Below are 13,034 nucleotides of genomic sequence, written 5' to 3'. Positions count from 1 at the left end.
CGCCCACGCCTCGCTGCGACGCCTCATCGCGACGGCCTGATCGACCGCCGCCGGCCCTCCCCGCACGAGATACTCCGGTGACGCGCTGAGAACGGGGTGCGATGGATCGAGAACGCCTGCTGCCGCGGTCGGCGCCGTCCGCGCAGGGTATGCACGCGGCTCGGCTCCTGGCGTTGCTGGACGACCTTCAGGAGCGGCGGATCGAGTGCCACTCGCTGATGGTGGTGCGGCACGGTCACGTCGTGGCCGAGGGCTGGTGGCGGCCGTACTCCGCCGAGCGGCCCCATCTGCTGTACTCGATGACCAAGTCCTTCACCGCGGTCGCCGTCGGTCTCGCGGTCGCCGACGGGCTGCTGGCCCTGAACGATCGGGTGCTCGACGTCCTGGACGACCACGTTCCCGCGGACCTGCCTGCGCGGGCGGGCCGGCTCACGGTCCGTCACCTGCTGACGATGACCACCGGCCATCGAACGGACCCGCTGGAGGCGGCCTGGGCGTGCGAGCCCGCCGATCTGGTCAAGGGCTTCCTGCGGATCCAGCCTCAGGACCCTCCGGGCACACGGCACGCGTACAACAACCCGGCCGGTTTCGTGCTGGCCCGGATGGTGGAGCGGGTGACGGGCCGCGGCCTTGCGGAGTTGCTCGACGACCGCCTCTTCGGGCCCATGGGCGTACGGCACCGGGAATGGGACACCGTCGCCTCCGGCGCCGCCTTCGGCTTCCACGGGCTCCACCTCAGGACGGAGGCGGTGGCGGCGTTCGGGGAGCTGCTGCTGCGCGGAGGTCGCCGCCGGGACCCTCAACTGGTGCCGCGCGCGTGGCTGGAGCTCGCGACCAGGCGCCACGTCGAGACCCGCCAGTTCGAGGACGGGTCCCGGACGGCCGACTGGCTCGAGGGGTACGGCTACCACTTCTGGATGTCCCGGCACGGCTACCGCGCCGACGGCGCGTTCGGGCAGTACTGCCTGGTGCTGCCCGAACATGACCTCGTGGTGGCGATGACGGCCGCCACCACCGACATGCAGGCCCCTCTGGACGCGGTATGGGACAGTCTGCTGCCGGGCCTGGACGGCGAGGGGGACGCCGGGAGCGACCGGACGTTGGCCGACTGTCTGCGGGACCTGTCACTCCCCCTCGTGCCCGGCGAACTCGCCCCCGGGCGCCGCGCCCACGCCGTCGTCACCGACGCGCCCGACAACCCCCTGCCGCTCGGCGCCTCGATCGCCGTCGAGCCGGCGCCGGGCGGCTGGCGGGTCCGCATCGACACCGGTGACCTCGCGTTCGACCTGGAGGTCGGCCACCAGGACTGGCGGGAGAGCGCGCCGCTCGGCCGGCCCGTCGTCGCCACCGGCGCCTGGCAGGGCACGGTCTTCGTCGCGGACCTGTACGTCATCACCGGCCCGCACCGCGTCCGCCTCACCGTCGATGCGCCCGGAGCGGTCGCGACGTGGAACATCACGCCGCGGGTCGGCCCCGGCCTGCTGCGACAGCTGCGCGCGCCGCCCATGACCCGGCCCGACGTGGCGTAGGTCTTCGTCCCCGCGCGTCACCCGGCCGGCCGCTCCGGCACGGCGCGCAGCAGCGAGCGCAGCAGCCGTGCGGCGGTGTCGGGGGGCACTTCGCCGGGTGTCTTCATGATCTGGGCGGCGAGCCCGTCGGCGAACGTGTGCAGGAGCGCGGCCCAGAGCTCGACCTGGGGATCGGGGTGCGGGCGGGCGGCCTCGCCCGGCCCGGCGGCGGTCTCGTGCCCGCGTACGGCGGCGACGCACTGGCGGTACACCGCCCGCTGGTCGTTCCACGTCACGGAGCCGCCTTCCGGAGGGTGCCGGCGTTCCCATTCCACGATCGCCGACCACAACGCGTACTCCTCGCGGCGCTCGGCGTCGAGCGGCAACATCTCCTCCACGATCGTGGCGACCCCTTCGACCACGGAGCTCGCGGTGCGGGGCCGCGCACGAGCTGCAGACCTACGTCGTCCGGGCCACCACCGACGAGCTCCGCCGGCGCGTGCTCCCACGCGTGGGCGCTGCTCGGCGTGTACCTCGGATCCGTCGCGATCGCGTACTTCGTCACCGGGGTGCTGCTCATGCTGGGCCTGGGCGCCGTCTTACCGCTCGTCGACGACACCGTGCGCGCCTGGGGACAGGGCGTCCTCGGCGCGGCGCTCGTCGTGGGCAGCTACCTCATCCCCGGCAGGAACCCCGGCCGGACGCCCGGGTCCCTCACCATGCGCTCGATGGTGCTGCTGGGGCTGGGGACCTGGCTGTTCGAGTTCGCCACCGCCGTGCCGTACTTCGCCGCGATCGGCATCATGACCATGGCCGGCCTGTCCGCCGTGCAATGGTCGCCGCTCCTCGGCGCGTACGTGACGATCATGGTGATCCCCGGCGTCGTGCTCCTCCTCGCGTGGGCCGCCCTGGACGACCGGACGCGCGAACGGTTCGAGCGGTGGCGGACCAGACTCTCCTCCGGCTCCCGCACCACACTGAGCTGGATCGTCGGGATCGCCGGCGTCCTGCTCCTCCTGGACGCGCTCCCCGACCAGATCACCATCACGATGTGACCGCCCGCGGCGGGACTACCCGCGCCGGCCCAGCGACGCCAGGGTGTCGAGCGCCTGCTCCATCCGGAAGTACAGGCCAGGGGGCAGGTAGGCGACCAGCCGGGAGTGGCGCTGGCCGAGCAGCATGGCGAGCTGCCGCGGCGGCAGGTCGATGTAGCGCGGCAGGTTCTCGTACCAGCGGGCGCTGTAGCGGGCCGCCTTCTGGCTGGTGCGCACCTGGGACCGTCGCGCACGGGCGTAACGGCGCAGGGCGACCGGGACGTGCGGCTCCTTCAGCAGCGCGCCCGCCAGGACGCCGGCGTCGGCCAGGGCCAGGGCGGTGCCCGCGCCGATGGAGTAGTGCGTGGTGTGCGCGGCGTCCCCGGCCAGGACGAGGTTGTCGCGGTACCACACCCGGTTGGTCAGGGTGCGGAAGTTCACCCACCGCGTGCCGCCCTGCCCCCGGCTCATCAGCGGGTGGCCGTCCAGGACGTCGGCGAACAACTTCTCCAGCAGGCCCAGGCAGTCGGCGTCGTTCGTCTCGTGCAGGCCGAGCCCCCTCCAGGTCTCCGGCGGGCACTCGATGACGCAGGTGCTGTGGGTGGCGCTGTACGGATAGCCGTAGCACCAGATCCAGCCGTGCTCCGTCGGCACGAAGGCGAAGACGAACGACTCGAAGACCTTGGTGGTGCCGAGCCAGGTGTAGAAGTTGCGTCCGGCCGCGAGGCGCGGGCGGAAGTGGCCGGCGTGCCGCTCGCGCAACACGCTGTTGACGCCGTCGGCGGCGATGACGACGTCCGAGCCGGCCAGCTCGTCCTCGTCGGCGATCTCGCGCTCGAACTCGATGCGCACACCCAGGGAGTGGGCGCGTTCGGTGAGGATGTGCAGCAGCTCGTGCCGGCCGATGCCGAAGCCGTCGTCCCCGCCCTCCACCGTCACCGTCGCGCGGTCCTGCAGGTGCATCGTCCAGGTCTCCCAGCGCACCGAGGCGTCCCTGATCGCGCACGCGGACTCGGGGTCGCTGTCGTGGAGGGCGTAGAACAGTTCGGCCCAGTAGGTCACACCCCAGCCGTACGTGGAGCCGGGCGGGTTGCGCTCGTACACGGTGATGTCATGGGACGGGTCCGCCCCCTTCATCAGGATCGAGAAGTACAGGCCCGCCGGTCCACCGCCGACACAGGAGATCTTCACGGGAGCGCCCCCACCATTACGGATCGCGACAATCTGTTACGGAGAGTAGCAGTCAGGGCGGTCGGTACGGGGTGAGCCGCCGGTCAGGAGACGGCCAAACCGTGGTCGTTCATGGGGAAATACCGGCTTTCATGGTTCGGCTTGACTGTTGATCTTAGATGCACAAGATTGTTCGCGTCTTTCCGGACCATCCAAGGAATCCCATGAAGCGAACCATCGTCGGTGCCGCCGTGGTCGCGGGCCTGGTGCAGCTCAACGCCACCCCCGCGCAGGCAGCACCCAAGATCGACCCGGTCAAGGCGCTCAAGGCCGAGCTGGTACGCGGCCAGGCCGTCAACATCGTCGCCACCGTCAAGGCGGACTACGGCCGCGGCGTCTCCCTCACCTCCGGCATGGACGGCACGATCGGGTTCGGCCCCCGCGGCGAGATCGCCTCCGATCTGTCCCAGACCCTGAGCTACAGCAAGGAGGCCGTCCGCAGCGCCAAGAAGCTCGGCCTCGGCGACGACGTCGAGCTCCAGCAGACGCCCGTCAGGACGATCTCCTCCGCCGGCGACGACTACGTCTCCGGCCCCGTGGTCGACGAAGCCCTCCCCCAGGGCACGAGCTGGGTGCGCTACCGCGGCACCGACCTGCCGACCAGCAACATGCTGCTCGAGGTCCTGGAGCCCGCCACGCTCAAAACCCTGCTGACCTCCCGCACCTCCTACCGTGACGGCATCCTCAAGGGCACCGTCAAGACGGACAAGCTCGCCAAGGTCTCGCGTTCGTTCGCCTCGCGCTTCGGCAACCTTCCCAAGGCCGCCAAGGTCTCCTACACCCTCTGGCTCAACGGTGACGGCCTGGTCCAGCGGGTCGCCGCCAAGGCCGTCCTGCCCACCGGCGACGGCTCCCTCCGCGTCGAGTCCGACACCCGCTACTCCGACTGGGGCCGCGAGGCCACCATCCTGCTGCCCCTCGAAGGCGACGTGATCGACCGGAGCCGGCTCGACGACAAGGCGCCCCGCCTGACGCCCGGCGTGTGGAGCTGACCGCTATCGTCGTGACACCGCACCACCACCCACGGCGACGGCGACGACGAGGACGAGGACGAGGACGAGGAACACCATGACCGACGCGGCCCAGCGGGGACGCCTCCGGGCCCGCTCGCTGGGCGTCGTCCCCGGCACGCTGCCCACGGGGCCGCTCAACGCGATCACCGACGTCGACGGGGTGCTGGTCGGGCACACCACCCTCGACGACGGCGCCGAACTGCACACCGGCGTCACCGCCGTCGTGCCCCCGCGGCTCGGGCTGCCCGCGGCGGTCCACACCGGCAACGGGTACGGCAAGCTCGTCGGCTCCACCCAGGTCGACGAGCTCGGCGTGCTGGAGTCGCCCATCGTCCTGACCGCCACGCTCTCGGTGTTCCGGGCGGCCGACGCCGTGCTGACGTACCTGATGAGGCTCCGCCCGGACGGCCTGTCGTTCAACCCGCTCGTGGGCGAGACCAACGACGGGCACCTGTCCGACATCCGGCGCCGGCCCATCACCGAGCAGCACGTCCTCGACGCGCTCGACGGAGCCTCCGGCGGGCTCCCCGCGGAAGGCTGCGTGGGAGCCGGCACCGGCACCACGGCCCTCGGGTACAAGGCCGGGATCGGCACCTCCTCGCGGCGGCTCACCGCCGGCGGCGACCCCGTGACGGTCGGAGCGCTCGTCCAGGCCAACTTCGGCGGCGTGCTCACCGTCCAGGGCACGCCGATGCCGGTCGAGGAGCTCCTGCCGGGCGTACGCGACGAGCAGCCGCCCGGCAACTCGTGCATGATCGTGATCGCCACCGACGCCCCGCTCGACGCCCGCCGGCTCGGCCGCCTCGCCCGCCGGGCGATCTTCGCGATGGGACGCGTCGGAGCGTCGTACGCCCACGGCAGCGGCGACTACGCGATCGCCTTCAGCACCGCCCCGCCGCAACGCGAGCCCCTGCCCGACGACCGGCTCGACCCCCTCTTCGCCGCCGTCATGGACGCCGTCGAGGAGGCCCTGCTCAACTCCCTGTTCACCGCGACGACCACCACCGGCGTGCACGGCCGCACCAGCCACGCGCTCCCCTACGACCGGCTCCCGGTTCACCCCGGCACGGCGGGGTAGAGGCCCCCTCACCAGGGGGCAGCGGTTCGGTGCAGGGGGTTCTGATGGACGTCGCACACCATCGTGCCGAGACCAACGGGGTCCGGCTCCACTACGTCACCGCCGGATCGGGCCCGGTCGTCCTGTGCCTGCACGGCTGGCCGGAGACCCACCGCGAATACCTGATCGTCATCGAACGGCTCGGCCACCGCTACCGCTTCATCGCCCCCGACCTCAGAGGCTTCGCCGACAGCGACAAACCCTTCAGCGGGTACGAGCCCAGGACGATCGCGGCCGACATGCTCGGCCTGCTCGAAGCCGAGAACGTCGAGCGCTTCCACATCCTCAGCCACGACCTCGGCGGCCCGGCCGCCGTCGCGCTCGCCTACCTCGCCGCCGGCCGCGCCCTGTCGCTCGCCACGATCGAGACGCCGTTCTTCGGCCTCGACTACCCCGGCTACGTCGACCCCCGCGTCGCGTACTGGCACCTCGGCATGCACATGAACATGGACATCACCCGCTTCCTGGTCGAAGGACGCGAAGAGCAGTACCTGCGGCACTTCTTCCGCGACTTCGCCTACGACCCGACCGCGGTGCCCGAATCCGAGATCCAGGCGTACGCCACCCAGATGCGCCAGCCCGGCAACCTGCGCGCCAGCCTCAACCTCTACGGCTACATCCCGCAGATGGCCGAGCAGACCAAGGAGCTCACCGCCGAGAAGCTGACCGTGCCCATGCTGGCCTGGGGCGGCCGCACCTCGTTCGGCTCCCACTGCATCGACAGCGCCCGCGCCATCGCGACGAACGCGCAGGGCGGGGTCATCGAACACTGCGGCCACTGGGTGTTCCAGGAGCAGACCGACTTCATCTGCGACGAGCTCGACCGGTTCTGGACCGACTCCGATACCGCCACCTGATCCACCGCCGTGCCCACCGGGTACGGCAAACCGGTAACATCGTCCCCATGTGTCATCGAGGGTTCAGCTTCCCGAGGCTCCGCCACCGCGCCTGACGGCGCGGCACCGAGCATCCCCAGTCACGTGCCCGCCGTCCCGGCCGACCATCGCCGGGCGGCAGCTTCGTGCTGCCCGGCTCCGGAAAACGAGCTGCGGAGCACACCGTGGAGACCACTCCCTCGACCCTCGAACTTCTCACTGACCTCACCCTGACCGCCCGCCTGCCCGCCGGCTCCGGCGCGCACATCCGCGCGCGCGGCATCCGCGTCGCCCTCGGCGGGCGCCTCGTGCTGTCCGACGCCGACGCCACCGTCTCCCACCGCTCCCGCACGGCCATCGTGGGCGAGAACGGCCGCGGCAAGAGCACCCTGCTGCGCGTCCTGGCCGGCGACCTCACCCCCGACGACGGCCACGTCGAACGCGCGGGCACCATCGGCGTCGTCCACCAGACCCTGCCCGCCCACGACGGCGAGACCGTCGCCACCCTCGTCGCCGAGACACTGCGCCCCGCGCACCTGGCCCTGCACGCCCTGGACCGGGCCACCATCGGTCTGGAGAACGGCGACGCGCACGCCGACACCCTCTACGCCACCGCCCTCGACGCCGCCGTGCGCCTGGACGCCTGGGACGCCGAACGCCGCGTCGACCTCGCCCTCGACGGGCTCAACGCCTGCGCCGACCGTGACAGGGAGCTCGCCACGCTCTCCGTCGGCGAGCGCTACCGCGTCCGCCTGGCGTGCGTCCTCGGCGGCGGGCACGACATCCTGCTGCTCGACGAACCCACCAACCACCTCGACGCCGACGGCCTCGACTACCTGGCCGCCCACCTGCGCTCCCGCACCGGCGGCCTGGCGATCGTCACCCACGACCGCGCCCTGCTGCGCGAGGTCGCCGAGGAGTTCCTCGACCTCGACCCCAGCCGCGACGACCGCCCCCGCCGCTACGCCGGAGGCTACGCCGGCTGGCACGAGGGCCGCCGCCGCGAACGGGAACGCTGGGCCCAGGACCACGAGGCCCAGCAGGCCGAGCACGCCAGGCTCACCCAGGCCGTGCAGGAGGCCCGCGACCGGCTCAGCACCGGATGGCGACCCGACAAGGGCACCGGCAAGCACCAGCGCCAGTCGCACGCGCCCGCGGTCGTCCAGAACCTCAAACGCCGCCGGCAGCAGCTCGACGAGCACCGCGTGACGGTGCCCCCTCCCCCGCCGGCCCTGCGCTGGCCGGAGCTGCCGACCCGTGCGGGCACGCCGATCCTGCGCTGCGACGACGTCACGGTCACCGGACGCCTGCGCGTCCCGGTCACCCTCGACCTCGACGGCGGCGACCGGCTGCTCGTCACGGGCCCCAACGGCGCCGGCAAGTCGACACTGCTCGCCCTGCTGGCGGGCGAGCTCACGCCGACCGGCGGGGCCGTACGCCGCTCCCCCGGCGCGACGGTCGCCCACCTCTCCCAGGAGGTGCCGCCGTGGCCGGCCGACCTGCTGGCGTACGAGATCTACCGCGGGCACGTCCCCGAAGGGGCCGCACCTCTCACCGGCATGGGCCTGCTCGACGCCGAAGCCCTGCGCACCCCCGTCGGGCGCATGTCGCACGGGCAGCGACGCCGCCTGCACCTCGCCCTGTGCCTGGCTCGGCGGCCCGACCTGCTCATCCTCGACGAGCCCACCAACCACCTGTCCGCCCTGCTGGTGGACGAGCTCACCGAGGCGCTGCTGACCACACCCGCGGCCGTCGTCGTCGCCACCCACGACCGGCAACTGCTCGCCGATCTCGCCGAGTGGCCGGTCACGACGATCGCGGGAAGCTCATGAGGCCGGTACCTTAACAATGTAGATCACTACGGCGACAGGCGATCAGGGAGGCGGTCTCATGACGGGAAGCCTGGAGCGAGACGGGTCGCGGGTGCGGTACTGGTGGAGCGGGCCGGCGGACGGCCCCGTCGTGGTGCTGACCCACGGCGCCACCATGGACCACCGCATGTTCGACCCCCAGGTGCCCGTCCTGAACGACGCCGGTTACCGCACGCTCACCTGGGACCTGCGGGGCCACGGCGAGTCGAAGCCGCTCGGCCGGACCCCGCTGACCGTCGGCGACCTGGCGGCCGACCTGCTGGCGCTGCTCGACGAGGCGGGCGTCGGCCGGCCGGTCTGCCTCGTCGGCCAGTCGCTCGGCGGCTACGTCGCCCAGGAGGTGGTCCTCAACCACCCCGGGCGGGTCCGGGCCCTGGTCGTCATCGGGTCGACGTGCACGACCATGCCCGTCGCCCGCTGGGAGGCGTGGGCGCTGAAGAGCTCGCCCTGGTGGTTCGCGGCGTGGCCGTACGGGGATCTGCGGCGCCGGATGGCCGCCAGGACGGCCGCGACGCCGCAGGCCCGCGCGTACGCGTACGAGGCGGCCGGGCGGTTGTCCCGGCGGGAGTTCCTCGAGGTGTGGCGGGCGGTCGCCGCGGCCGTACGGCCGCGGCCCGGCTACACCATCGAGCACCCGCTGCTCCTCACCCACGGGGAGCACGACACCACGGGGAACATCGCGAGGACGGCGCCGGCATGGGCGGCGAGGGACCCGAACTGCCGCTACGAGGTCATCCCCCGCGCCGGCCACAACGCCAACCAGGACAATCCTGGGGAGTTCAACCCGCTCCTGCTGGAGTTCCTGCGCTCCGTCAGCCGAACATGATGCCGCGCAGGACGCGGGACAGGTGGGCGGTCAGCTCGCCGGCGGTCATCGCGGCGAGCGGGCCGGCCTTGACGATGTAGCGGTTGAAGGCCACGCCGATCAGTTGCGCGGCCATCAGCTCCACGCGCACGTCCACGTCGTCGCCGTCCAGCACCGTCCGGTACGCGGCGACGCTGCGCCGCCGCATCGCGGTGTAGAGGTCGATCGCGGCCCGCTCGTTGGAGGCGGCGCTGCGGATCAGGGTGACGAACGGGTCGTCGGCGGCGTTCGTCTCCATGCGCGCGACGAACCCCGCGGCCACCCGCTCGGGCAGGGACGCGACGTCGCCCGCGACGATCTCGTCGAGGTCGCGGGTGCCGGGCACGGCGCACAGGAACAGCTGCTCCTTTGACGTGAAGTGCCGCATGACCAGCCCGTGGGTGACCCCTGCCCGGCGGGCGATGTCGCGGATGGTGGCGAGGGCGTAACCGTGTTCGGCGAATGCCTCCCGCGCGGCGTCGAGGATGGCCGCCCGGTGCGCCTCGGGATCGCGCCTGCGCCTTCGGGCCGGTTCGGCGGGGGGTGTCGCGTCCGGAGCAGAGGTCATGCCGCTACTGTACGCGTGGTCATCAGGGGGTCCGTTCCGCTACGATCCCTGATGACCACTTGGTCATTATTTGTGATTCGGGGGAACCACCATGAGCAACGCCCAGACCGAGCCCATGTCGATCATCGAGACGCGGCTCGCCCACGACTTCCACCGCAAGGCCACGTCCCTGCTCGCGGACGCGGCGCCGCGTACCGGCGTCCCGCTCTCCGCGATCGCGGTGCTGCGCGACTTCCTGGTGGCGCAGCTGCACCACCACCACGAGAGCGAGGACGACCTGCTGTGGCCGCGGCTCGCCGCCGCCGACGCCCAGGTCGCGGCCGGGCTGGCGGAGCTGTCGAAGGAGCACGACCTGCTGGACGCCTCCCTCGACGCCCTGGCCGCCGCCCCGGCCCAGCAGGACGGCGACCGTGCCAAGCTGGCGGACGCCGCGGCGGCCGTCCGCGACCTGGTCCACCGCCACCTGGAGCACGAGGAGCCGCTGCTGTTCCCGGCGCTGCGCACGCACATGACGGCCGAGGACTGGGCGGAGTTCTCCCAGCAGGTCATCGCCACCTCGCCGATGGACGCCGCCCACCTGCTGATCGGCTTCTTCGACCTGGTGGGCGACCCGCGCGAGGTCGAGCTGGTGCTCGCCGGGCTGCCGGAGCCCGCCCGCGCGGCGCTCCCGATCCTGCGCGCGCAGGCGGAGAACGACCTGCGCGTGCTCCAGGCGAGCTGAAGGCGGAGGGGGCTGGAGCGGCGGGCGCACGGGGAAGTAGCCTGCCGTCGGCGCGCCGGGATCGCGGCGGCTCGATCGCTGGACAGGAGATCATGATGACCGACCGGGCAGAACAGACGATCCGCGAGCTGCGCGCCGGATTCGACGAGCTGGCCTCGATGGTGAAGGGGTTCGGCCCCGACGACCTGACCCGGCCGTCGGGAGCCTCGGAATGGGACGTCTCGCAGGTGCTGAGCCACCTGGGCAGCGGCGCCGAGATCAGCCTGGCCGCGGTCGACGGCGCGGTGAACGCCACCGGCTCCCCCTCCATTGACACCATCCGCGGCATCTGGGCCCGCTGGGACGCCATGCCGCCCGCCGAGCGGGCGGAGGCGTTCGTCACCGCCAACGAGGCGCTGCTGCGCCGCCTGGCCGGGTTCGACGCGCGAGCGCGTGAGGATCTGCGGATCGAGCTGTGGTTCCCGGCCGAGCCGGCGAGCGTGGCCACCCTGGCGGGGATGCGGCTCAGCGAGTTCGCCAACCACGCCTGGGACGTCAAGGTGGCCTTCGACCCGGCGGCGACGCTGACGCCGGGAGCCGCCGAGCTGCTGCTCGACCAGGTCGGCGGCATGCTGGGGTTCGCCGCCAGGCCGGAGGGGCTGGGCGGGCGGCGGGCGTCCGTGGCCGTGCGCACCACGTCGCCCGACCGGTCGTTCGGGCTGGAGGTCGGCGAGGCGGTGCGGATCGGCGAGGTCCCGGCCGAGCCGGACGCCGTGCTGACCGCGCCCGCCGAGTGGTTCGTGCGCCTGGTCTACGGCCGCCACTCCCCCGAGCACACGCCGTCCACGGTGAGCCTCACGGGTGACGGCGTCACCGTGGACGACCTGCGCCGGGTCTTCCCCGGGTTCTAGGCGCGTTCTAGGCGTCGCGGGCCTGCTCCAGCACGCGGGCCGCCTCCCTCTCGTAGGCGCCGCGGGAGGCCAGCACCACCAGGCCGCCGAGCACCATGGGCACGATCAGCACGTACATGGCGGTGATGAGCGAGCCGGTGGCGTCGGAGGAGATGCCGACGATGAGCGGGCCGAACGCGGCGCCGAGGGTGAGCAGGAACTGCAGGACGGCGAAGCCGACCCCGCGCGACTTGGCGCCGACCACGTCCGCGATGGAGGCCGTGCACGTCGGGATCGCGGTGGAGGAGATCGTCGCGGCCACGAAGACGAGGGCGATCATGGTGTACGGCGAGTTCATCAGCAGGGCGCAGCCGAGCAGCGCCGAGCCGACCGCGATGCCGGCGCCGCCGACCAGCAGGCGGCCGCCCTTGACCCGGCCGTGCAGCCGCTTGGCGATGCGGGCGCCGGCCACGGTGCCGGTCACCACGGCGATGATGGTGGTCGCGCCGGTGAGGCTGCTGGCCACGCCGGCGCCCAGGCCGAAGGTGCGCACGAGCAGGGACGGCAGCCAGTAGTACACGCCGCCGAGGCCGAGCGTGAGGATCATCACGCCGAGCGAGACCAGGATCAGGGTGCGGATGGCGAGGACCTCGCGCACCTGCGGCCAGAACGGCGGCTTCACGGCGGCGCCGGGCTTCGGGGCGGGGTCGGCGTCGGCCGGGCCGGGCTGCGGCGGCACCAGCCCGCCGGCCGGCGGCGCCTGCGCCGGCTCCTGCTTCCCGGCCGCGGCGGCGGCCATCATCCGGTCGATCACCCCGCGTTCCGGCTCGCGCAGCCGCCACACCAGGACGGCGGTCAGCACGCCGGGAATCGCCATCAGCAGGAACGCCGCCCGCCAGCCGAACGCCTGCCCGATGACGCCGCCCAGCAGGGTGCCGACGCCGCCGAGGTAGGTGGTCATGCGGGTCCAGCCGTACACCTGCATGCGGGTGGCGGCGGGGTAGAAGTCGGCGAGCAGGCTGCCGACGGCGGGGTTGTCGATGTTCTCGGCCGCGGCCAGCAGCACCCGCATCAGGTAGAAGATGGCGAACCCGGCGGCCAGGCCGGAGCCGAGAGTGGCCAGGGCCCAGCAGAGCACCACGATCGCGATGATCCGCGTACGGCTGTAGCGGTCGGCGAGATAGCCGGCCGGGAGCGCGACGGCGGCGGCGGCCAGGGCGGAGGCGGTCGGGATGGACCCGGCCGCCGTGTCGCTGAACCTCCACTCGGCCTGCACCAGGGGCAGCACGCCGGACATCAGGTTGGCCTCGATGCGGTCCACCATGCCGACGATGAACAACACGATGAAGGGCCCCCACCCGAAGGGGTTGGGGTTGGTGGGGCT

General features: G+C 72.6%; 13 protein-coding genes. 9 read left to right on the top strand and 4 right to left on the bottom strand.

Annotated elements, in window-relative coordinates:
* Positions 1-101 precede the first annotated feature (101 nt).
* A complete protein-coding gene (locus C1J01_RS39320; RefSeq protein ID WP_111184057.1) occupies positions 102-1,529 on the top strand; it encodes a serine hydrolase domain-containing protein in 1,428 nt (475 codons plus the stop codon).
* Positions 1,530-1,546: 17 nt separating this feature from the next.
* Here C1J01_RS39320 and C1J01_RS39315 read toward each other — a convergent pair whose 3' ends face one another.
* Positions 1,547-1,930 (bottom strand): TetR family transcriptional regulator C-terminal domain-containing protein, encoded by a 384-nt coding sequence (locus C1J01_RS39315; protein ID WP_181449217.1) that lies wholly within the window; start codon positions 1,928-1,930, stop codon positions 1,547-1,549.
* A gap of 105 nt (positions 1,931-2,035) precedes the next feature.
* On the opposite strand from C1J01_RS39315, the gene C1J01_RS39310 reads away from it, so the two are divergent.
* Positions 2,036-2,563, top strand: coding sequence for a GAP family protein (locus C1J01_RS39310; RefSeq protein ID WP_181449216.1), 528 nt, complete (start codon positions 2,036-2,038; stop codon positions 2,561-2,563).
* A gap of 15 nt (positions 2,564-2,578) precedes the next feature.
* On the opposite strand, the gene C1J01_RS39305 is transcribed toward C1J01_RS39310, so the two are convergent.
* On the bottom strand, positions 2,579-3,733 hold the full coding sequence (locus C1J01_RS39305) for an FAD-dependent monooxygenase (protein WP_111184054.1): 1,155 nt from the start codon (positions 3,731-3,733) through the stop codon (positions 2,579-2,581).
* Positions 3,734-3,936: 203 nt separating this feature from the next.
* On the opposite strand from C1J01_RS39305, the gene C1J01_RS39300 reads away from it, so the two are divergent.
* The 5 genes from C1J01_RS39300 to C1J01_RS39280 all read left to right on the top strand — a co-directional run bounded on the left by C1J01_RS39300 (position 3,937) and on the right by C1J01_RS39280 (position 9,474).
* Positions 3,937-4,764, top strand: coding sequence for a hypothetical protein (locus C1J01_RS39300; protein ID WP_111184052.1), 828 nt, complete (start codon positions 3,937-3,939; stop codon positions 4,762-4,764).
* Between the two features lie 76 nt (positions 4,765-4,840).
* Positions 4,841-5,863: a P1 family peptidase gene (locus C1J01_RS39295; RefSeq protein WP_111184050.1), complete on the top strand. Its 1,023-nt coding sequence runs from the start codon at positions 4,841-4,843 to the stop codon at positions 5,861-5,863.
* 44 nt (positions 5,864-5,907) lie between these two features.
* Entirely contained in the window at positions 5,908-6,759 is an 852-nt protein-coding gene (locus C1J01_RS39290) for an alpha/beta fold hydrolase (protein WP_111184048.1), read from the top strand.
* A gap of 203 nt (positions 6,760-6,962) precedes the next feature.
* Positions 6,963-8,609 carry an ABC-F family ATP-binding cassette domain-containing protein gene (locus C1J01_RS39285; RefSeq protein WP_235854957.1) on the top strand — a complete coding sequence of 549 codons (1,647 nt, stop codon included), beginning with the start codon at positions 6,963-6,965 and terminating at the stop codon, positions 8,607-8,609.
* A gap of 58 nt (positions 8,610-8,667) precedes the next feature.
* Complete coding sequence (locus C1J01_RS39280; protein ID WP_111184047.1) at positions 8,668-9,474, top strand: alpha/beta fold hydrolase; 807 nt, start codon at positions 8,668-8,670, stop codon at positions 9,472-9,474.
* Here C1J01_RS39280 and C1J01_RS53560 read toward each other — a convergent pair.
* The gene (locus C1J01_RS53560) at positions 9,461-10,060 is read right to left on the bottom strand and encodes a TetR/AcrR family transcriptional regulator (RefSeq protein ID WP_111184045.1); all 600 of its coding nucleotides are present in this window, start codon (positions 10,058-10,060) and stop codon (positions 9,461-9,463) included. The genes C1J01_RS39280 and C1J01_RS53560 overlap by 14 nt on opposite strands.
* 91 nt (positions 10,061-10,151) lie before the next feature.
* On the opposite strand from C1J01_RS53560, the gene C1J01_RS39270 reads away from it, so the two are divergent.
* Both C1J01_RS39270 and C1J01_RS39265 read left to right on the top strand, forming a co-directional pair.
* The gene (locus tag C1J01_RS39270) at positions 10,152-10,781 is read left to right on the top strand and encodes a hemerythrin domain-containing protein (RefSeq protein ID WP_111184043.1); all 630 of its coding nucleotides are present in this window, start codon (positions 10,152-10,154) and stop codon (positions 10,779-10,781) included.
* A gap of 92 nt (positions 10,782-10,873) precedes the next feature.
* Positions 10,874-11,671, top strand: a complete 798-nt coding sequence (locus tag C1J01_RS39265; RefSeq protein ID WP_220040329.1) for a maleylpyruvate isomerase family mycothiol-dependent enzyme — start codon at positions 10,874-10,876, stop codon at positions 11,669-11,671.
* A 7-nt stretch (positions 11,672-11,678) separates the two neighbouring features.
* Here the strand turns inward: C1J01_RS39265 and C1J01_RS39260 are convergent.
* The coding region (locus C1J01_RS39260; protein ID WP_111184041.1) for an MFS transporter at positions 11,679-13,034 on the bottom strand (1,356 nt) is incomplete at its 5' end.

Origin of the sequence: Nonomuraea aridisoli, from assembly GCF_003236395.1 — a bacterium.
In the GTDB taxonomy this organism is placed as follows: domain Bacteria; phylum Actinomycetota; class Actinomycetes; order Streptosporangiales; family Streptosporangiaceae; genus Nonomuraea; species Nonomuraea aridisoli.
Note: the sequence above shows the minus strand (reverse complement) of the source record. Positions and strands in the feature narration are given on the sequence as shown.